The sequence below is a fragment of the Acinetobacter sp. YH12120 genome, from assembly GCF_013418795.1.
GTDB lineage: Bacteria > Pseudomonadota > Gammaproteobacteria > Pseudomonadales > Moraxellaceae > Acinetobacter > Acinetobacter towneri.
This window is the reverse complement of record NZ_VPBI01000003.1, coordinates 13,323-34,664: the sequence shown is the minus strand read 5'-3', so window position 1 is coordinate 34,664 and position 21,342 is coordinate 13,323. Positions and strand designations below refer to the sequence as shown.

Below are 21,342 nucleotides of genomic sequence, written 5' to 3'. Positions count from 1 at the left end.
TATAATAATAAAAATCAGCGCAACCCCATCTTTATGATGGGGTTTTTTATCGCAAAAAATAACAAATGTATCGAATGAAAAAATTGAGTGCATGTGCCATGTTCATTTACAGTCTGAAAGATAAAGTAAAGAACGATAAAGAAGGAATTAATTCATGTTGATAAAATACGGTTGGCCTATATGTGTTGGTTTAATGCTGAGTGTCGCGGGGCATGCGGCGAGTTTTTCTTGTGAGAAAGCCAGAACACCAACAGAACATGCCATTTGTGAACATCGTGCGGTCAATGATGCCGATGTGAAAATGGCAACCACCTATCGTATTGTTAGCCGTTTGGTCGCTATGGGGACGCGTTCACAAATTCGTGATGAACAATTTCGTTGGTTAGAATTGCGTGATCGTTGTGGTACTTCAGTCGATTGTTTAACCCAAGTGTATAATTTGCGTCAGCAGAAATTGGAGGATCATTTAAATCAGGTTTATCAACGTGCACCTTTTTAAATTTTTCTAGGTTTAGGCTTGAAAAATCAGGCAATCACTCCAATTCATTAACACATCCAACAATAACCATGTTTATGAATTTAAGGAGTGATGAATGAGCGAGCACAGCCAAAAACACAGTTTCCAAGCCGAAGTGGCGCAGTTATTACATTTGGTGACCCATTCTCTTTATTCCAACCCTGAAATTTTCTTGCGTGAACTGATTTCTAACGCATCGGATGCCTGCGACAAATTACGTTTTGAAGGCATCAACCATCCTGAATATTATGAAAATGATCCTGATTTACGTGTGCGTATCCGCTTAGATCAAGACAAGAAAACCCTGACCATTTCAGACAATGGCATTGGTTTAAGTCAGCAGGATGCGATTGAGCATTTGGGTACCATTGCCAAATCGGGCACCAAAGACTTTATGTCAAAATTGACGGGCGATCAAAAAGCCGATGCGCAATTGATTGGTCAATTTGGTGTGGGTTTCTATTCAGGTTTTATCGTGGCAGATAAAATTACTGTGGAATCACGCCGTGCAGGATTGGCTGCAGATGAAGCCGTGCGTTGGAGCAGTGCGGGTACTGGCGAGTTTGATGTTGAGCAAATTCACAAAGCAGAACGGGGTACCGATATTATTCTGCACTTGCGTGAAGATGCGCTGGATTATTTAGAAAGCTACAAAGTTAAGCAGATCATCAATAAATACTCTGATCACATCAGTTTGCCAATTCAAATGCAGAAAGAAGTATGGCAGCAAGAAGAAGCAGCTGAAGGTGAAACACCGAAAGCAGGTCAGTATGTGAAAACTGATGAGTGGGAAGCAATTAACTCGGCCAGTGCGTTGTGGACGCGCAATAAAAACGAAATTAGTGAAGAACAGTATATCGAATTTTATAAAAACCTCAGTCATGATTTTGACGCACCATTGGCATGGGCGCATAACCGCGTTGAAGGCAGTACTGAATACACCCAGTTGTTGTATGTGCCAAGTAAAGCACCGCACAACATTTTTACTCGTGAAGCCAAAGCGGGGATTAAATTGTATGTGAAGCGCGTATTTATTATGGATGAGGCAGACAACCTGATCCCGAACTATCTACGTTTTGTACAAGGTGTGGTGGACAGCGCCGATTTGCCATTGAACGTGAGCCGTGAGTTATTGCAAGAAAGCCGTGATGTGAAAACCATCCGCGAAGGCAATACCCGTCGTGTGTTGACCATGTTGGACAATTTAGCCAAGTCTGAAGATGAAAAAGACCAAGAAAAATTTAAGCAATTCTATCAAGAATTTGGTTCAGTTTTAAAAGAAGGCTTAGGCGAAGACTTTGGCAACCGTGAACGTATCCTGAAATTATTACGCTACGCTACTTCAAGTAATGATGACATCAGTACCTCATTGGCGGACTATAAAGCGCGAATGAAAGAAGGTCAGAAAGCCATTTACTACGTTACGGCAGACAACTTGAACGCAGCAAAGCATTCTCCACAGTTGGAGTTGTTTAAGAAAAAAGGCATTGAAGTGTTGTTGATGGCAGAACGCGTAGACGAGTGGGCGATGAACTTTGTGCAGGAGTTTGATGGCACGCCAATGCAAAACGTATCTAAAGGTGCGGTTGATTTAGGCGATCTACAAGATGCTGAAGAGAAGAAAGCTTTAGACGCGGCTGCAGAACAATTTAAACCTGTGGTTGAGCAATTGTCTGCATCTTTAAGCGGTAAAACCAAAGAAGTGCGTGTGACTACACGTTTGGTTGATTCCCCTGCTTGTTTGGTAACAGGTGAAGGTGAACTGTCACCACAATTGATTCGTATGTTGAAGGATGCAGGGCAAGCTGTACCTGATATGAAGCCAATTTTGGAAATCAACCCAGAGCATCCTTTGGTGAAAAAATTACAGGACTCCAATCAATTTGATGATTTGGCGCATGTGATTTTTGATCAAGCTGTGATTGCTGAAGGTGGCTTGCCTGAAGACCCAGCGGAATATGTGAAACGTATTAATAGCTTACTGTTAAAGTAAGTCTGCTTTCGCATGAACATGATCGATGATGCGTTGTACAAATAATGCATCGTCATCTTGCAAGATCATCTTGCAAAAAAACCAAGTCCTGTTCGCAAGACTTGGTTTTTTAATTTGGCTTGATTGTAGATGTTACCTGTTTAGAAAATGGCTTCTAAACGCACTAAAGCACCGAGATAATGATTACGATCTGCACGATCATCATTTAAATAATTGACATCGCCCTGAATAAAGAACCATTCACGTAAAAATGGTTGACGCCAGGAGACAAATGGCCCCCAACGATTTAAACGTAAGTCATCATCGTGATAATAACCGCCTGTATAAATGCCATAGTTAAAGCGGTTGCCTGCAAAGAATTGATGTTGTCTAAAGGTGTAGTTGTCCCAAACCAAATCATCATCTTGTTCATCGGCATAGGTCAGGCTAAATTGATTGGACAAGAAAGCCTGATTGGGGCGTGCGTGCGTGAGCTCCAAGTTGGTTCTGAGATAATTTTCACTGTCGATGCCATAACGATAAATTTGTTCGGCATGAAAAGAGAAATCATTTTCCAAAGTCCAGTCTTTAGAGGCTTTTAAACGCAGATAAATATCATCGCCAGAACGTACCCCTAAATCGACATCTGTTTCAAAAGGTAGACGCTCGGCAAAGTTCGACCAACGTAATGCCAGAGAACTGTTGTCTTCACGGCTACGTTTGCTGTCTACAGTTTTGTCTGCATCATGCGCTGGGTTTTCGTTGGTAATGGCGACGTTATTTTGCAATTCGTTATCGAGCGAGTCATCACCAAAGACCACACTGAGTTTATTTTCAAGCGTAGGCAGTTTGATTTTCCCGCGAATACGAGGTTTGACTTCATATTCATTATGCTTATCCCAACTGCTATCGACCAAAACCCGCAAAGTGGCTGAGGCAGGCTGTTCAGGACTTGGTTCACCAAACCAGTTATCCAGTTTATGTGCTGTTTTATCTGCCCAGTTGCGAATATTTTTTTGACGTTGATCGAACCAAGTTAAATGTTCCGTTTCTGCGGTGGCAGGTACAATGGATTCATTGGATTGTTCGGGTAACACCGTCGGTGTAGCATCAATCCAACGTGGAATCGTGTAATAAAAACTGCTTTTATCTACTGCACTTGGCGGAGCGACAGGCAATTCATAAGGTGGCAGTGACGTATGGGCTTGATCCACTGCTTGAGTTGATTCTTGTGCAAAAGTGATGCCTGCGACCCCACTTAAGAGACAGCTTAATATAAAAGGCGATGTGTGCTTTATTCTTGACATTATTTACTGATCTTTAAGCCATTTTTGTTAGTGTTGAAAATCTATGAGATAAAAGCAAGACTTGGCTACAAAATCATAATATAAACGGCAGTTTTTAGGCAGAAACCTCTTTTTCTTGATGCATTTGAAGCGCTTGGCACAACTGCAAAGCATCAATCGGTTGCTGTAATTGGGAGATGACTTTTTGAATCATTTGCCAACTAATACCTTGTTGTCGATCTAATAAAATATGCGGTACAGCTTGTTCAGTACGGGACAGTTGTAAGCGCTTTTGACCATGAATCACACGAATTTTTTGTCGTTCTTTCAGTAAAATCAAAGGGGTATGACTCTGTGCTTCACTTTCTTCAAACTGAATAAACTTAGTAGTTTGAATGTGCTGTATCGGAATGAAAGGAAAATAATGCTCTTGCTGCCACACGATTTGAGCATCATGACTATAGCATTGAAAAAGCTGATCGAAATCAAATAAATGTTCTTGTAATTTTTCCCAAGAAATTTCACGTATTGCTGCAATTTCATGTTCAAACTGTTGGCAAAAGTTTTGAGTCAAACGAATCGCTTGCATTTGATCTAATGCGCCAAGCAGTACCACATATTTAATAAAGCGTCCTTGCGTATTGGTTTGTTCTGCCAAATATACCGCACGCGCCAACACTTGTTGCTGATCTTCTTCGGGATCAGACAAATGCACCAATACATCGGCATATTGCGTGACTTCTGGCGCTTCAGGCAAAAAGACCCGATACAACTGTGCTGACTCATTTTGGCTAAGATTGAGCGCAGAAATGGGGCAACTATATTGGCTTAACAATAGATTATAAGCTGGGTTGACGCTTGGTTTTTGCGTGCCAGCCGTCATCTGGGCAGTATCTATTGTCGTTGCATCAGGCTGAGTTATATCCAATGTTGCATTGGAAATGATCGTTTGGTCTGCTGTCGGTTCAATTGTAAGTTCATCTTTAGCCACGTCCAAAACTTGAGTATCAGACGAGGCAACTTCTTCTGTAGCGATGTGGTCTCTAATAAAGTCAAATTGAATTGGCGGATCTGCAGCTTTATTTTCTTCTGGGTCTACAGTGGCAAAAATTGGTTGAGTTTGTGCTGCTTCTATCGTTACAGTTTGAGCAGCTTCTAGCACAGCAGCTTGCTTGAGTTCTGCATCGGTTTGAAGGCAGTGATATTGTTGCTGCTGTTCCAACATCCAGCGATAGACCTGCTCTAAATCTTGAAACTCACTTAGTAAAGCAGTGCGGTCAGCAGCAGGAATTAACCAAATTTGCCAACCTGCTCTCGGTTGATACAAAATCGCCCAACCTGCTTCAGGCTGTTGATAAAGTACTGTTTCAAGTGCTTCAAGTTGTGTAAATACGCCACGAAAAGATTGTGCATATAAACTTTGTTCTGCAAAAGTTACCGCAGTTTGAATTGGATTTTGTGAGGCTTTAAATGTGAGCAACTGTTTTTGAAAAATCGGTTTATCGCACAGCATAAAAATTTCTTTAATGCGTGCTTTGGCTTTGGCTGTTTCATACAGACTGAGTCTTTTATGCGTTAAAGCATCAATCAAGTCGTGTAATTCTTTAATCAACAGTGATTTTTCTAGTGTATTCATTGATGCATACTTAAATATGTTGTTGTGCTTTTTCCAAATAATCTGCCAAGACAATATTCAGAGCCAATTCAATCAATTTATATTCTGCCGATTGTGGTTGAGGATAGCGTTTGGCTAATTCGATTAAATGGCTGACCTCAATCGCTTGAGGTGGAATTTTTCTTTGTATAAGTGCTTGAAGTTGTTGCATAGGCATCTGCTATAGCAATGAAAAAAAATCACTTTAATTATATGGATTTAATTAAAAAATACATGCTAAAAATTGTCAGCTTTTGTGCTTTTTTAGACATTATTGACAAAAAATGCGCTTTTTATATGAAAAATAATCAAAAAAATTTAAATCGCAGTGCCAAAAAAGTATTAGCAATTGGGTAGAACACAGTTTTTAGATGTCGCATGGACGATTTAAAGCAAATTTAGCATTAGAAAAACAAACAGCAGCCTGCTTTAGACTGCTGTTTGGGGAGAGAAATGGGAGAGATTAATACAGCTAAAATTAGTGGATAAAACGCGTAACTTAAGCTGCCTTTTGCGAAGTTGGTTCATTTACAACAGCTTCAGATGCAGCCGATTCTGTATTCACTTTTTGAGTTGGAAAATCAGGTACATGCACAATTTGAGCAGATACATTTGCAGCAATTGCTAAAAGTGAAACCATCAAAACAGATTTAAACATATTCATGGGAATATCCATCCAAAGTGTTAATGTCTAGGCAGAAGAATAGACATCGTAGGGAGATCAAACGAAATAAAAAATTCACATGAATCATAACAAAGTTTAAAATTTACAAAATGATCATTTCGGCAATTATTTTAAAAATAGCAATATAAAACAATATATTAGAGTTTTAGCTCTAGTTTTTTGTGTAGGCTTAAATGGTTGAGATGTCTGCAAAATTTGTATTTAGATAAGTCTGAAATGCGGGTGAATGGTGACAGTTTTTGACAGTGTGAAATCATGTAATGTTTTGGCTGTGATTGGTTAAACAGTCTAAAAATGCGGTTTTTTTAATCTATGATGGAATTCCAATAACGATAAAGGACAGTGAGAAAATCATGGCAATTGCAAAAGTAGTTGAAGTTAATTCAAGCAGTACAAAAAGTTTTGAAGACGCGATTCAGACTGGAATCGCTAAAGTGACAGAAACAATTAAAAATGTCCAAGGGGCGTGGATTAACGAACAAAAAGTGGTGGTTAAAGACAATCAAATCACGGAGTATCGGGTCAATTTAAAAATCAGCTTCTTGGTTGAATAACACCTCGCTTCATTAACGAAGCATAGTAAGATGACAACTAACCGAAGCATGGTTGCGGGGCAAAGCTGGAACTTTGACCCATTTTAAAAGCACAAAAAAATCCCGTAATGGGATTTTTTTGTGCGTCTAATCAGCCGGAAGAACACTATTCAGCCTTGTCTGTATTTCAATCTTAAGCTTTAGGTTCAGATACATCGCATTGTTCTGCATCGCAGCTTGCTGCATCTTCAAGCTCTAGCTCGCTTGCTGTTTCAAGGGCTTTTTGCAGAACTTGCACAAAAACTTCGCGTGGCTGCGCACCTGCTAAAGCAATACGCTGATCAAATACGAAGAACGGTACGCCAGTGACGTTTAATTGTTCACGTGCAACTTCTTGGTCAAATTTTACAAAGTCGGCATATTCGTCAGAATCCAAAACATCATCCACTTCTACAGGGTTCAGCCCAATACGTGATGCAACATCTTCTAGTGTTTCACGCTCGCCAATTGCCAAACCTTGAGTCATATAGCTATAGAAAAAAGCTTCTTTGGCTTCGCTGCCCAAGCCTTTACTTTGCGCCAAATGCACCAAACGATGGGCATTAAAGGTATTGCCTGAATTGGCATTTTCCCATTGAAAGTCAATGCCTTCAGCTTTTGCCATTTCTGCAATATTGCGTTGCATGTCTTCAACTTCGGCTACAGTACGGCCATATTTTTGTGCCAAGCGTTCAGAATTGGAAACTTCCTGACGTGGCGGGGCATCTGGGTCAAGTTCAAAACTGTGCCAGTGCACTTCTAATTCCACACCTGCTTCTTGAGCTGCAGTTTCTAAACGTTTTTTCCCGATGTAGCAAAAAGGGCAAACAATATCTGACCAAATATCAACGCGCATGAAAAATCTCAAATTCTATTTTTTACTAAGATGGGGATGCCGTACAAAATTTAAAGCAGTAAGTTCAAGGAAACTTGTTTTTGAGTGTCTGGTCAAATAGAAATTGGTATATTCCAATAGCTTAGTAAAATAAGTATGAAATCTATACAAATGTGATGGGCTTCACGGTAAGATAAAGCAAATATTAAAAATAAGAGGGCACTCATGCGACGGATAGTGCTAATCATTGGATGTGTAACGGTTATTATTTTTGGGTGGATGTTTTATCAATACAGCAGTCAGCAAAAACAAGTGACGCAATTACACGCCTATCAAAACGTGATTTATGAAAAAGCTGAACAGATTTTTGTACAGGCACAGGATTGGTCTAAACCGATTCAGATTAATGTGCAAGACTCACGCTTAGAGGGGGATTATCAGGTCATGGCCAATTTTGTGCTGAGCCACATGGTACAAAGTGCTGAAGCCAGAAATAGCTATTTGCGTGAACTCAAAGCTTTAAATTGGGATCAGTTTTTAGATCCACAGCGTTTGGCTGAAGATAAAAAACAGGACTATGCCGACACCGAAGCCATGCTGGCACAAGTACGTGCTATGGTGGAGTTGTATCAGGAGCATTTAGAACAACATGAAGCAATGGCATTGGAGCAAATTGAAGCCTTGCCCATTGAAAACAGTTTACGCCGTCATTTGGCAGAATCCTTAATTGAAAGCCGCCATAATGATCAGGGGCATGCTTTGTATGAGTTGGAAAAACAGAACTTGGGCAAAGCTTATGTGTTATTTTCCATTTTAAAAAATAATAAATGGGAGCTGAAAAATAAGACTTTCATGTTTTATGAAGATGCACCATTAAAAGAATTTAATACGGTTTATCAAGAAATTGTGCAGTTAAATCACCAAATGCAGCAAATCAGTCAGCATCATCAACGTGCTTTGAAAGCCAAGTTATAGTGCAGTTGCTTTAAACACTTACATCAAATTGTCAAAAGAATGTCATCTGCTGTTCAACTGTCTTGCCTAGACTGAGCCTGTTGATTTAACAGCTTGGTATAGGCAGGTTCGAGATGAACAACATTCAAGTTTTTGATGACATTCAACAACTGTATTTACAATTTCTAGAAAATAGAAACTACCCTAAACTCGAAAACTTAAATAATTGGGGAAAAAACCGTTTCTTTTTCAATCAGCACTTTCATTTGATTGAAGACTGGCATCAAACTGAACAAATCGTGATTGAATTTAATCAGCAATATTACTGTCTAGATACAGGCAGTGCGCCAGACTTTATGGATAAAGACCGTTATATGACTTGGTTGATGGGGGAGTTGCTGATCTGATTGAGTGATCAAGCATTTATATTCAAATATAACTATGCAAGAGAATAAAATCTTAAAATTATAAATTCTGAAAACAATAAAATAAAAATCCCCGCATATTGCGAGGATTTTTTATTGCTTAGAACAAATTACACACGTTCAATAATGGTCGCGATACCTTGACCAAGACCGATACACATAGTCGCAAGACCAATTTGCGTATCTTGTTGTTCCATCACGTTTAACAGCGTAGTGGTAATACGTGCACCTGAACAACCCAATGGGTGACCGAGTGCAATTGCACCACCGTTCAAGTTCACAAGGTCTTGCTTGTCATAAATGCCTAAGCCTTTCAGTACAGACAAACCTTGTGCAGCAAATGCTTCGTTTAATTCAAAAGTTTGAATGTCTGCAATTGACAAGCCAGCGCGTTTAAGCGCTTTTTGTGTTGCAGGTACTGGACCATAACCCATGATTGCTGCATCACAGCCTGCAACTGCCATAGAGCGAATCACCGCACGTGGTTTCAAACCCAATGCTTGTGCACGTTCAGCAGACATGAGCAGCATTGCAGATGCACCATCAGACAATGCTGAAGATGTTGCCGCAGTGACTGTACCGCCTTTCGGGTCAAATACAGGACGTAAAGCTTGGAACGATTCAAGATTAGCATCTGGACGAATCACTTCGTCGATGTCGCACAGCTGTTTAAAGCCATTTGCATCATGACCTTCAATGCCAATGATTTCGTTCTTAAAACGACCTTCTTGCGTTGCAGCCCATGCACGACGGTGTGATTCCACACCAAAAGCATCTTGCTCTTCACGAGAAATACCGTTCATGCGACCCAACATTTCAGCAGTTAAGCCCATCATGTTTGATGCTTTGGCATAGTGCTTAGATGCAGCAGGGTTGATGTCGATGCCGTGCATCATGCCCACATGGCCCATGTGCTCTACACCACCAATGATGAAAATATCACCCTGATTGGTTGCAATTTGTGCCGCAGCCGTGTGGATAGCTTGCATTGAAGAACCACACAGACGGTTTACAGTTTGACCTGCAACTGTTTTTGGAAGATCAGCCAATAAAGCAATATTACGACCAATGTTCATACCTTGTTCTAGGGTTTGGTTAACACAGCCCCAGATCACATCTTCAACTTCGTTGACATCAAACTGGTTACGAGCAACTAAAGCACGAACCAATTCAGCCGATAGACTGTCAGCACGTACATTGCGGAACATACCGTTTTTGGTTTTACCCATTGCAGAACGTACGCCATCAACGATGACAACGTCACGTGGATTTAAAGTAGCCATTCACGTTGCTCCTTAACCGTAGAATTTTTTGTTGTTAGCAGCCATGTCACGCAACATTTGTGGCGCTTCATAAGCTTTTCCTAAGTGTGCATACTTGTCGCAAAGCGCAACATATTCAGCAACACCTGTTTGGTCGATGTAACGGCATGGACCACCACGGAATGGAGGGAAACCTACGCCCATAATCATCGCCATATCTGCTTCAGATGGTGTCGCCACGATGTTGTCTTCTAAGCAACGTACAGTTTCGTTACAGAACGCAAGCATCATACGGTCAATGATTTCTTGTGCATCAAATTCGCGTTTTTCAGATGTTGCGACAGATGCTACAAGCTCATACGCAGTTGGGTCGACCACTTTGGCTTTCTTGCCTTTACGATCCAATTCATATTTGTAGAAACCTACGTCATTCTTTTGACCAAGACGTTTGTTTTCGTACATGACTTGGATTGAGCCTTTATAGTCTGGCTTCATGCGGTCTGGGAAACCTTCTGCCATGACTTCTGCACCGTGAACGCCCGTGTCGATACCAACAACGTCCATCAGGTAAGCAGGGCCCATTGGCCAGCCGAATTTTTCCATGACTTTGTCAACTTGCTGGAAGTCTGCGCCATCTTTAAGTAACAAGTCGAATGCACCAAAGTAAGGGAACAATACGCGGTTCACCAAGAAGCCTGGGCAGTCATTCACTACGATTGGTGTTTTACCCATTTTCTGAGCAAGCACCACAGTAGTCGCAATCGCTTCAGGTGAAGTTTTTTCACCACGAATCACTTCTACCAATGGCATCATGTGCACTGGGTTAAAGAAGTGCATGCCGACAAAGTTTTCTGGACGTTGTAGGTTTTCTGCCAAACGTGTAATCGAAATGGTTGATGTGTTTGACGCGATAATGGTGTTTTCACGTACTGATTTTTCAGTTTCAGCCAACACAATGCCTTTGACTTTCGGATTCTCAGTCACGGCTTCAATCACGATATCTACTTCTTTAAACTCGTCATAGCTTAAAGTTGGGCGGATACGTGCCAAAGTTTCACCCATTTTGGCAGGTGTCATTTTTTTACGTTCAACTTGTTTGGTCAGCAATTTGTTTGCTTCAGACATCCCCAATGCCAATTGTGGATTGCCAATGTCTTTCATGATAATTGGTGTGCCTTTGCTTGCCGCTTGGTAAGCAATACCGCCACCCATGATACCCGCGCCGAGTACAGCCGCTTGGTTAACAGGATGCGCACCTTTTTCATATTTTTTCGAGGTCTTCTTCACCACTTGGTCGTTGATGAACAAACCAATCAATGCACCTGCTTGTGGCGTTACCGCAGCTTTAGCAAAGCCTTCCGCTTCCGCTTTGAGTGCGTCATTACGTGGCAAGCTTGCACCTGCTTGTAAAGAATCAAGCATGAGTTTTGGTGCAGGGTATTGTGCAGGATTCGCTTTGGCTAATACCGCACCTTTTGCAGTGTTGAACGCCATCATTTGTTCAAGTGGGTTCAATTTCACTGGGTCTAATTTTTCTTGGCGTTTTGCTTTCCAGTCCAAACGACCTGCAATGGCTTGTTTAACCAAATCAAGCGCAGCCGCTTGTAATTGATCTGCAGCAACTACAGCATCTACAGCACCGTCTTTAAGTGCAGCATCAGGACGTTTAGGGTTGGCCATTGCCATCCATTCAACCGCATTGTCGATACCAATAACGCGGCTTAAACGAACCGTACCACCAAAGCCCGGGAAAATACCGAGTTTGATTTCTGGTAAGCCCACTTGTGCTTGGTCTGACATGACACGGTAGTCACATACCAAACACATTTCAAAGCCACCGCCCAATGCCATACCATTGATTGCAGCAACTTTAGGAATCTCTAAATCTTCAAAAGCATTGAAAATGTCGTGAACAGGCAATGCCCAATCCACAATGGCTTGTTCGCCTTGAGCGAAGTTTGCGCCAAATTCGGTGATGTCTGCACCCACGATAAAGGTTGATTTCGCAGAAGTGACGATTAAACCTTTCACTTCATTGTTTGCTTTAACAGCCTCAATCGCAGCTTTAAAGTCTTCAATCGTTGCACGGTTAAATTTGTTGACCGACTCACCTTGTAAGTCAAAGCGGAATTCTGCAATTCCGTCCGAAAGCATTTGGACGGTAATGGCATTGCCAGCGTGGATCATGCCTGATCTCCTTTATTTTGGAGGACTTCTAAGTTGATGTTATGAAGCGTGTGCGATAGTCCTGCACACATATATGCCTCGCTAATCTTACGATAACTATATCGAAAAAAAATATAGCAAGTTGTATCAAGCCGTGACGCAAGGGTCATGATTTTTCTCATAGCGCGGAATTGCTTTTTGACCCGATTTTAAAATCCTATGTTTAAAGAAAGATGAAAGTGATTGTTTTCTCTTTTATTTTTAATCAGGTTGTATTGCATTTTCGATTTAGAAAAGCTTGATAAATAGATGTTATCAGTGGGTTGTTTGGGACAGAAAAGTCAATCCATCGTTTGGATGGTGATGTTTTAAAGCGTGAAGCTGGATAGGGGGGATAGCGATTTGCAATGCTGTGTTCTATTTTCTGCTATGACCTCATGCGCTGAAATTGAGTAGAATATGCGACATTTTGAATTTTAGCTGTTTTCAGCAATTTGGGTTGTTCTATGTTGAAGTGGATTATTCTGGCGATTTTTATCGCTTCAGCGCTGTATATTCAACAGCGCGGCAAGGTGCGTCATAGTTTTTATCGTCAGTTTTTTGACCATTCTACCATCCTCGCACCGATCAACTATTTGATGTATTTGTTCTCTAAAGTACCAAATCAACCGTATATCGACACCCAGCACTTTCAAGATTTAAAGGTTTTGGATGACAATTGGGAAATGATTCGTGATGAAGCCAAAGCTTTATATGAACAGGGCGGTATTAAAGCTTCAAGTACTTACGATGATTTGGGTTTTAACTCATTCTTTAAAACAGGCTGGAAGCGTTTTTACTTAAAATGGTATGACTCCGCGCATCCATCAGCAGCAGAATTATGTCCAAAAACCACAGCATTATTAAAAACTTTGCCTAGCATTAAGGCGGCGATGTTTACTGAACTAGCGCCCGACAGTCGTTTAGTACGTCATCGCGACCCGTATGCAGGTTCATTGCGTTACCACTTGGGATTGATGACACCAAATGATGACCGTTGTTTTATTGATGTCGATAGTGAACGGTATTCATGGCGTGATGGTGAAAGTGTGGTGTTTGATGAAACCTATATTCACTATGCTGAAAATGGCACTTCTCAAAACCGTATTATTTTCTTTGCCGATGTCGAGCGTCCGTTAAAATCTCGCTGGATGCAAAAATTTAATCACTGGTTTGGCAAGAATGTGATGACTGCAGCAAGCTCTCCGAATGAAGCAGGCGATCAGACGGGTGGCTTAAATAAAGTCTTTGGCTATGTCTATCAAGTGCGTTTAAAAGCCAAGGCTTTAAAAGCTAAAAATAGTCGTGTGTACTATTTCTTAAAATGGTTTTTAATGCTCGGGATTTTCTTCTTAATTTTTATTCGCCCTTATGTGTTTTAGAGTATCACAACGCCTTTCGGGGCGTTTTTTTATGACATTTTTGAGCAATTTCAGCAACGAGCTTTAATCCAGACCTACTTTTATGTATAGAATGAAGTAAATAGGGGAATTTTTATGCAAACGTTTCGTTCTAAAAAAGATTGGTGGGTTTTGGCTTTTGTAATTTGTATGTCTGGTCTATTGATTCAGTTATTGCTGACCATGTACGCCAAAGGCACGATGTTAGCATTTCCTGTGCACACTGGGGTGTATTTCATTACCATTTTTGTGTTGTGGTGGCCTGTGTTCAATACGCGTTATCAGGTTGATGCAGAACGCTTGCAGATCCGTTGCATGTTTTTAAAATGGGATATTCCGCGCGACAGTATTCAAAAAATATCTAAAACCAATAATTCGGTAGCGTCACCTGCTTTGTCGCTGAAGCGTTTAAAAATTGATTATCTTCTAGCGGGGCAGCCAAAATTTGTATTGGTTTCACCTAAAGATCAGACCAAATTTAGTCAAGCCTTGGGAATGGAAATTACCGACTAATCCCTAGGGTCTGTTGACATTTCATAAATGGCTTGCGCTGTAGGCTAAAACTGAGCAGATCAGGCATGAAACGCAGGGAATAGCGAGACTATTGCCAAGTTTCATAACGCAATCTGAGAAAGTTTTAGCCACAGCCTTTCAGGACGAGCATATTTTTTGCTGCTATTGCGTTATGAGTCAGTCATTTAGAATGACTAAATTTCCTGCCTCATGCCTTATATCAGCTAAAAAACCTTGCGAGATATATCTCTCACGTCGCAAACATAGACGAATTGTCAACAGACCCTAGGCTTTTTAAGCAAAAATAAGCATCAAAACTTTGAGGATGAGCAGAGCGGCATTCTCAAGATTCACGCAGCATAAGTCGCGGGCTTATTCTATTTTGAGGTGCAATTGATTTGCACTGCAATCTACACATATTTCCGATTTTTCAGGATACTTTAAAAAATATAAAGCTGAAATGGGTTCAAGTTCAGTACGAATTTTACGCCCCAAATGCCGCGCGCCGTAACGAATATCATGCCCCTGATAAAAATAGGCTTTAGCTGCTGCAGTGAGTTCGACTTGGCGCTGTTGATGCTGCAGGCGATGGTTTAACTTTTCCAATTCAATTTCAACCAATTGCGGCAGGGCATCAGCAGATACCGCTTGATAATGCAAACTACGGTCAATCCGATTTAAAAATTCAGGGTCAAATTTACGCTGCATGACTTTTTCAATGATCCGTTGTGTGGGCATGCGTTTTAAGCACAGTTGTTGTACTTTTTGCGGTAACAGATTCAATTTATCTAAGTATTGTTGTGCGGCTTGAGCACCCACATTGCTGGTCATAAAAATCATGCAATTGCGAAAGTCGATGGTTTTGGTGCCTGCAGTCAGGGTCAGTTTGCCTGTATCTAGCACATTCATTAAGCCACGTATCACTTCGCTTGAGGCTTTTTCCAGTTCATCAAACAGCATAATGCCTGGGCGGGTGTGCGAACCTGCAATCGCAGTTTCATCAAATAAACTATGGCCTTCTTTAGAGCCGACATAGCCAGGAGGCGCGCCTGTGAGTGCAGCCGCATAGTGTTCCTGCGCCAAGGTATTCATATCAATGCGGCAGAAGGCATCGGGGCGACCATAAATGGCTTCGGCAATCAGGCGCACCGTTTCGGTCTTGCCAACACCTGTCGGGCCAAGCATTAAAGTCACTGAAAGTGGTCGCTCTGTGCTGGAGAAATCGGCCTTGACCACATACAGCATTTTTTCGATTTCATTCAGCGCTGCATCTTGTCCAATAATCCGTTGACGTAACAATTGCATGACTTGTGTAGGTTCAAAATGAAAGCGCGGCTTGCCAATCAAACGGTCTTTGGCGGATACATACTGATGTGTACTGATCGGCTGGGACGTTGCGGATTGAATGGTCGGTATGCCGTGTGGTGCGGTCGTCATCCTGCACTTTCCTTCTGCTGACAAGATGCCTGAGCATAGCAAATCTTGTGTTGCCGACTGATCGTTTTTAGCACTGAGCTGATCGTTTTAGTGGATAGATCATGCGCTATGCCACAGGATAAAGCTTGAAAAAATCAGATAAAGCAGCACATCATGTAAAGAATGTAGCAAGAATAGGATGACTCGTGAACCCAAACGCAGGTGAGCATATCGAGAAAATTTTGGCAAATATGACCCAATTGCCAGGGGTTTACCGTATGTTGGGTAAAGACGGGGAGTTGTTATATGTCGGCAAAGCCAAAAATTTAAAAAACCGAGTGTCGAGTTATTTTGTCAAAACCATCGAGCATCCTAAAACGCAGGCTTTAGTGGCGCGTATTTATGATATTGAAACTTTGGTGGTGCGTTCCGAAACTGAAGCGTTATTGCTTGAACAAAATCTGATTAAGCTGCATCGTCCACCGTACAATATTATGCTGCGCGATGATAAGTCCTATGTTTATATTTTTGTGTCGGCAGATCAGCCTTATCCGCGTATTGCCAGTGGACGCGGCAAAGGCAAGCATCAGATAGGCAAGTTTTTTGGGCCTTATCCGAGTGCGTACAATGCCCGCGATACTTTGGTGGTGTTACAAAAACTGTTTAATGTGCGGCAGTGTGAAAACAGTTATTTTGCTCAACGGCAGCGTCCGTGTTTGCAATATCAGATCAAACGCTGTTCGGCACCGTGTGTAGGATTGATTTCGCCCGAAGAATATAAAGAAGATGTTAATAATTCGATTCGATTTTTACAGGGCGATAGTAAAGAACTGAATCAGCAATTGATTGCCAAAATGGAAGCTGCAGCCGAAGCGTTGGAATTTGAAAAAGCAGTCTTTTACCGTGACCGTATGGCTTTGTTGCGTGATGTGCAGGCACAGCAAGCCATTTATAAACTCAAAGGCGAAGCCGATATTATCGCAATTGCTTATCAGGCAGGTGTGACCTGTGTGCAAATTATGCATGTGCGCAATGGCAAAATGCTGGGCGGTAAAAGCTATTTTCCTGATATGTTGGGCGATGATTTGGGGCAAATGTTGGCCGATTTTATTGCCAACTTTTACTTTCAGGTGGCCGATGAAATTCCAGCGGAATTGATTGTTAATGTGGAAGTGGCAGATTGCAAAGAGTTGGAACAAGCCTTACAGCAACACTTCGATAAAAAAATTCAAATTAAACATAAAGTGCGTGAAACCCGTGCCGAGTGGCAAGAATTGGCACAAATGAATGTGCAGCATGCCATTAAAGGTAAACTCGCCAATCACTTTGAATTAAATGAGCGTTTTCATCAGTTAGAGCAAGTGGTTGGACGCCCGATTGATCGGATTGAATGTTTTGATATTTCGCACACTATGGGCGAAGACACTGTGGCATCTTGCGTGGTATTTGACAGTGGTGGTATTCGCAAACGTGATTATCGACAATTTTCAATTCAGGATATTCAGGCTGGAGATGACTATGCTGCCATGCGCCAAGCTTTAACGCGCCGTTATAAAAAAGCCATGCTGCCCGATTTATTGCTGATTGATGGCGGTAAAGGGCAGTTGAATATGGCGATGGAGGTCATGCAGGAGTTAGGATTGGATGCCTTTATGATTGGGGTGTCCAAAGGCGAAGGACGCAAACCTGGTCTAGAAACGCTACATTTTACCGATGGCAGCAAAATTCAGCTGCCTGAAGATCATAAGGCGCTGCATTTGATTCAGCAGGTACGTGATGAAGCACACCGATTTGCAATTACCAAGCACCGTGCCAAGCGCGATAAAAAACGTGGCTCATCAATACTTGAAGTGATTCCGGGCTTAGGGCCAAAACGTCGTCGTGATTTACTCACCCATTTTGGTGGCATACAAGGTGTCCTGAAAGCTTCTGAAAAAGAGTTGACTTTAGTACCCGGACTGGGTGAAGTAATGGCGCGTACGATTTATAAAGTGCTGCATGAATGACTAAATTTCCTGCCTCATGCCTTATATTAGCTAAAAATCTTGCGAGATATATCTCTCACGTCGCAAACATAGACGAATTGTCAACAGACCCTATTTACTGCATAAAAAGCAGTATTTTCTACAAAGGTAAATAGCAAAAAAGTGCATTGACTCTGTCGTCATTGAACATTCACATCCAATCGAAACGCTGTAATATCGACAACATCATCGCTTAAGGAAAAACCATGTCGTTGCTACAGACCTATCAAGCCATTGCCGAGCAAGAATGGATAGACATCCCGCTTGGGTGGTTACAGGGGCGCACTATTTATGGTGGATTGGTGGCAGGTTTGATGATGCAAAAAGCCCAGCTTTGTATTGCCGATCCGAAAAAGCGCTTGCTAAGCAGCAGTGTCACGTTTGTCGGACCTGTGCAACAAGGTCGGGCACGGCTCACGGCGGAAATTCTGCGTGAAGGCAAATCTGTGACCAGTGTCGAAGTTCGTTTATGGCAGGATGATGCAGTACAAAGCATTTTAATTGCCAGTTTTGGTGCGGCACGTGAATCCAGCATTGTGGTGCAACAAGAACGTACTGCGCCCAATTTTCCACCTGCAACGGAATTGCCTGTTACACAGCATCATCCTTTAGCACCTGAATGTTTTCAGCAGATGGATTTGGTTTGGTCTGAAGGACAATATCCGTTTACTGCTAGTCATAAACCTGATTTTGCAGGCTGGATGCGTTTTAACCCAAAACAGCATACGAATCGTGCCATGACCATTGCCGATTTGATGGTGGCTTTTGATATGTGGCCGCCTGGAGTACTGCCGATGTTTGAGCAGCTCGCTCCTGCCAGTTCACTGACTTGGCATGTGACCTATGTCAATCCTTTGCAAAATCAGCTGCAAGATTGGATGAAATATAAAGTTTTTACCGATCATGCTAGCGGTGGTTATGCCACAGAATATGCGCACTTATGGGATGATCAGGATCGGCTAATAGCGATTGCCCGACAGACCATCACCGTGTTTGCCTAGTGACACCTACTAGCATTTCGTATAAAGTGAAGCCTATTCACGATGACAAATCCTCAAAAAACTTGTGAATATGCAGCGTAAAGAGGGGAAACATTGGCGGTGTCTATGACAACAGGTCGTATCCTGAACATTCCAAATATATTAACTTTGGCTCGAATCGCCTTGATTCCTGTTTTTTTGTTGGTGGCGTATTGGCCGCCTGCAATGGGCGTAAATGGTTATGATGGTGGCATGACGCGTCATATTATTTTGACGTCTATTTTTGTGATTGCTGCTGTGACCGACTGGTTTGATGGCTATTTGGCACGTACTTTGAATCAGACCTCTGCATTTGGGCGCTTTTTAGACCCTGTGGCCGATAAACTTATGGTCGCTGCGGCATTGATTGTTTTAGTGCAATGGCAACCGACTATTTCTATGGCTTTTGCCGCGATTGTAATTATTTCCCGTGAAATTACCGTATCTGCCTTACGAGAGTGGATGGCTGAACTCGGCGCACGTACCAGTGTGGCGGTGTCTACAGTGGGGAAATATAAAACAGCATTCCAAATGATTGCGATTTCAGTGTTCTTATTGAACTGGCAACCATTGGAAATGGTGGCTTATTTGTTGCTCTATACTGCTGTAATTCTAACGCTTTGGTCGATGTTTATTTATTTAAAAGCGGCATGGCCATATTTGAAACAACCTTAAATATCGTGATTCTTCATTAAAAAGTGCTTCTGATTGAAGCACTTTTTGATTAACTATGGGTTTCTTCCTCGGCATCATCCTCATAAGTTTTGGCAATTTTTTCAATATTTAAACTTTTTGCCATCGCATCAAAAATTTCTTTATAAACCCCATTTTGATGATAAAGCGCATCATGTTCGCCATGTTCCGCAATCCTGCCATCTTTCATGACATAGGTGTAATCGGCATCAATAATTTGCGATAAGCTATGTGAAATGATGATGACCGTACGCCCTTGTTTAATTTCATCGAGGCTTTGTTTGATTTGTTCGGTTGCAATGGCATCCAGACTAGCAGTCGGTTCATCTAAAAAAATAATAGGTGGATTTTTCAGGAACATACGTGCAAGGGCAATCCGTTGTTGTTGACCGCCTGAAAGCATGAGGGCATCTGCGTCATAAGCCTGAGGCAATTGCAAAATTTGTTCGTGAATAGAGGCTTTTTGGGCTGCCAGAATCACATCTTCCAAGCTTGCATCAGTTTTGCCATAACGAATATTTTCAAAAATAGAGCCTTGGAAAATATGATTTTTTTGCAAAACCAAGCCGATATGGTCACGCAAATATTGAGTGTCGATGTGGTTAATATCAATCCCATCGAGCTGAATTGTTCCCTGTTGTGGTTCATAGAATTTATCTAATAAACTGATCAGGGTAGATTTTCCTGCTCCCGACAATCCCACCAATGCGGTAATTTTATTGGGCTGAATCTGCATTTGAATGTCTTTGAGTGCATGATGTCCATTCGGATAAAAAAAGTTTACCTGTTGCAGATCAAACTGCCCTCGAATAACTGGTTTAAGCGTACCACTTGGCTCAATTTCATGCTCGGCTTCCAAAATTTGAAAGAAGCTTTCTGAATAGATCATTGCATCATTGACTTCATCATAAATACGATGCAATGAGCGAATTGGGGCAGAAACATTGCCAAACAGCAACACGTGATACATGATCATGCCGATGCTCATTTGTCTATCTAACACAAAATAAGCAGTTAAAATAATAATCAGCACCACGCCAATTTGTTCAATAAAGCTTTTTAAACCATCAAATAAAAAACTGGTTTGGCGGGTCTGCATTTGATTGTGGGTCAGTTTTTTCTGCAGGGTGAGTTGTTTTTCTGCTTCGATGCTTTCTCTGTTAAATGATTTAATCACGGTAATTGAGTTGATGATGCTGAGAATCCCTTGGCTTTTTTTCTCACGTCCATCACGTAAATTACGTCGCCAGCTTCCTAGTTTTTGTGCCTGCTGATAGGTCAGCCAAAAATAAATAGGCACAATGAGTGTCGCGACCAAGCCCACATAAAAATTGGCATAATACATTAAGCCCAAAGCCACAATTGCACTGGTAAAGAGTGGCAAAATATCAATAAAGAAAATTTGCACTAAGCGGGTGAGCGAACCAATGCCACGATCTATACGTGTTTGTAATTTACCTGCTTGGTTGTTGTCCTGATTAAAAAAGGCCAGTCGATAACGCAAAAATTTCTCAATAATGCCCTGTGCCAAATCTTGTGACACAAAAATGCGTAGTTTTTCACCATAAAACTTCTGTCCAAACTGCACAAAGGCATTGATGATTTCTTTACCCAGCAAAATGGCTGAAATGGTGATTAAAATGTGCCAGCCTGCAGACAGACCTTGTCCTGCCTCAATTAAGGCGTTAATACGGTCAACAGCGTATTGTAAAGTTAGTGCATTGACTTGAGCTGTTAATGAGCCGATGAGCGTTAAAACTAAGGTAGCAATCACCAAGAGCTGATAAGGTCGAACGAAGGGACGCAATTTTTGAAATAAATGCCATAAATTCATAAGCTATTATTGTTATAAGAACGATGATTTTAAGTCTAAGGATGAACTTCACGACTCACAAGCCAAAAAGCTGTGT

General features: G+C 41.6%; 19 protein-coding genes. 10 read left to right on the top strand and 9 right to left on the bottom strand.

All coding sequences use genetic code 11. The annotated features are described in order from the left end of the window. Positions 1 to 154 precede the first annotated feature (154 nt). Positions 155 to 499, top strand: coding sequence for a lysozyme inhibitor LprI family protein (locus FTU58_RS03130; protein ID WP_096902324.1), 345 nt, complete (start codon positions 155 to 157; stop codon positions 497 to 499). 94 nt (positions 500 to 593) lie between these two features. Next, positions 594 to 2,510: a molecular chaperone HtpG gene (htpG, locus tag FTU58_RS03125; RefSeq protein ID WP_179997289.1), complete on the top strand. Its 1,917-nt coding sequence runs from the start codon at positions 594 to 596 to the stop codon at positions 2,508 to 2,510. Between the two features lie 140 nt (positions 2,511 to 2,650). Here the strand turns inward: htpG and FTU58_RS03120 are convergent, their stop codons facing one another. The 4 genes from FTU58_RS03120 to FTU58_RS03105 form a co-directional block, all read right to left on the bottom strand. Further along, positions 2,651 to 3,796: a hypothetical protein gene (locus FTU58_RS03120; protein ID WP_180062033.1), complete on the bottom strand. Its 1,146-nt coding sequence runs from the start codon at positions 3,794 to 3,796 to the stop codon at positions 2,651 to 2,653. 94 nt (positions 3,797 to 3,890) lie between these two features. Next, positions 3,891 to 5,411 (bottom strand): hypothetical protein, encoded by a 1,521-nt coding sequence (locus tag FTU58_RS03115; RefSeq protein WP_180062032.1) that lies wholly within the window; start codon positions 5,409 to 5,411, stop codon positions 3,891 to 3,893. Between the two features lie 10 nt (positions 5,412 to 5,421). Further along, a complete protein-coding gene (locus FTU58_RS03110) occupies positions 5,422 to 5,601 on the bottom strand; it encodes a hypothetical protein (RefSeq protein WP_004975807.1) in 180 nt (59 codons plus the stop codon). Between the two features lie 327 nt (positions 5,602 to 5,928). Further along, positions 5,929 to 6,093 (bottom strand): hypothetical protein, encoded by a 165-nt coding sequence (locus FTU58_RS03105; protein ID WP_019836107.1) that lies wholly within the window; start codon positions 6,091 to 6,093, stop codon positions 5,929 to 5,931. Positions 6,094 to 6,467: 374 nt separating this feature from the next. Here FTU58_RS03105 and FTU58_RS03100 point away from each other — a divergent pair, with 374 nt between their 5' ends. Then, a complete protein-coding gene (locus tag FTU58_RS03100; protein ID WP_004975809.1) occupies positions 6,468 to 6,668 on the top strand; it encodes a dodecin family protein in 201 nt (66 codons plus the stop codon). Between the two features lie 172 nt (positions 6,669 to 6,840). Here FTU58_RS03100 and FTU58_RS03095 read toward each other — a convergent pair whose 3' ends face one another. Further along, on the bottom strand, positions 6,841 to 7,542 hold the full coding sequence (locus FTU58_RS03095; RefSeq protein WP_180062031.1) for a DsbA family oxidoreductase: 702 nt from the start codon (positions 7,540 to 7,542) through the stop codon (positions 6,841 to 6,843). A gap of 204 nt (positions 7,543 to 7,746) precedes the next feature. Here FTU58_RS03095 and FTU58_RS03090 point away from each other — a divergent pair, with 204 nt between their 5' ends. Together FTU58_RS03090 and FTU58_RS03085 are read left to right on the top strand one after the other, a co-directional pair. Next, positions 7,747 to 8,496: a hypothetical protein gene (locus FTU58_RS03090; RefSeq protein ID WP_168417605.1), complete on the top strand. Its 750-nt coding sequence runs from the start codon at positions 7,747 to 7,749 to the stop codon at positions 8,494 to 8,496. 113 nt (positions 8,497 to 8,609) lie between these two features. Then, positions 8,610 to 8,882 (top strand): hypothetical protein, encoded by a 273-nt coding sequence (locus FTU58_RS03085; RefSeq protein ID WP_168417604.1) that lies wholly within the window; start codon positions 8,610 to 8,612, stop codon positions 8,880 to 8,882. Positions 8,883 to 9,010: 128 nt separating this feature from the next. Here FTU58_RS03085 and fadA read toward each other — a convergent pair whose 3' ends face one another. Both fadA and fadB read right to left on the bottom strand, forming a co-directional pair. Beyond that, positions 9,011 to 10,183 (bottom strand): acetyl-CoA C-acyltransferase FadA, encoded by a 1,173-nt coding sequence (gene fadA, locus FTU58_RS03080; RefSeq protein WP_180060570.1) that lies wholly within the window; start codon positions 10,181 to 10,183, stop codon positions 9,011 to 9,013. 12 nt (positions 10,184 to 10,195) lie between these two features. Then, positions 10,196 to 12,349, bottom strand: a complete 2,154-nt coding sequence (fadB, locus tag FTU58_RS03075; RefSeq protein WP_179993495.1) for a fatty acid oxidation complex subunit alpha FadB — start codon at positions 12,347 to 12,349, stop codon at positions 10,196 to 10,198. A gap of 485 nt (positions 12,350 to 12,834) precedes the next feature. On the opposite strand from fadB, the gene lpxO reads away from it, so the two are divergent. Further along, entirely contained in the window at positions 12,835 to 13,749 is a 915-nt protein-coding gene (gene lpxO / locus FTU58_RS03070) for a lipid A hydroxylase LpxO (protein WP_180062030.1), read from the top strand. Between the two features lie 114 nt (positions 13,750 to 13,863). Beyond that, positions 13,864 to 14,280: a PH domain-containing protein gene (locus FTU58_RS03065; protein ID WP_180062029.1), complete on the top strand. Its 417-nt coding sequence runs from the start codon at positions 13,864 to 13,866 to the stop codon at positions 14,278 to 14,280. Positions 14,281 to 14,652: 372 nt separating this feature from the next. On the opposite strand, the gene FTU58_RS03060 is transcribed toward FTU58_RS03065, so the two are convergent. Then, a complete protein-coding gene (locus FTU58_RS03060) occupies positions 14,653 to 15,717 on the bottom strand; it encodes an AAA family ATPase (protein ID WP_180062028.1) in 1,065 nt (354 codons plus the stop codon). A 185-nt stretch (positions 15,718 to 15,902) separates the two neighbouring features. Between FTU58_RS03060 and uvrC the strand changes: the two genes are divergently transcribed. The 3 genes from uvrC (at position 15,903) to pgsA (ending at position 19,414) form a co-directional block, all read left to right on the top strand. Further along, positions 15,903 to 17,702: an excinuclease ABC subunit UvrC gene (uvrC, locus tag FTU58_RS03055; protein ID WP_004975832.1), complete on the top strand. Its 1,800-nt coding sequence runs from the start codon at positions 15,903 to 15,905 to the stop codon at positions 17,700 to 17,702. A 224-nt stretch (positions 17,703 to 17,926) separates the two neighbouring features. Continuing rightward, positions 17,927 to 18,721, top strand: a complete 795-nt coding sequence (locus tag FTU58_RS03050; protein WP_096901351.1) for a thioesterase family protein — start codon at positions 17,927 to 17,929, stop codon at positions 18,719 to 18,721. A 105-nt stretch (positions 18,722 to 18,826) separates the two neighbouring features. Then, positions 18,827 to 19,414, top strand: a complete 588-nt coding sequence (pgsA, locus tag FTU58_RS03045) for a CDP-diacylglycerol--glycerol-3-phosphate 3-phosphatidyltransferase (RefSeq protein ID WP_004975835.1) — start codon at positions 18,827 to 18,829, stop codon at positions 19,412 to 19,414. 49 nt (positions 19,415 to 19,463) lie between these two features. Here the strand turns inward: pgsA and FTU58_RS03040 are convergent, their stop codons facing one another. Beyond that, the gene (locus tag FTU58_RS03040) at positions 19,464 to 21,266 is read right to left on the bottom strand and encodes an ABC transporter ATP-binding protein (protein WP_154321120.1); all 1,803 of its coding nucleotides are present in this window, start codon (positions 21,264 to 21,266) and stop codon (positions 19,464 to 19,466) included. Positions 21,267 to 21,342 lie beyond the last annotated feature (76 nt).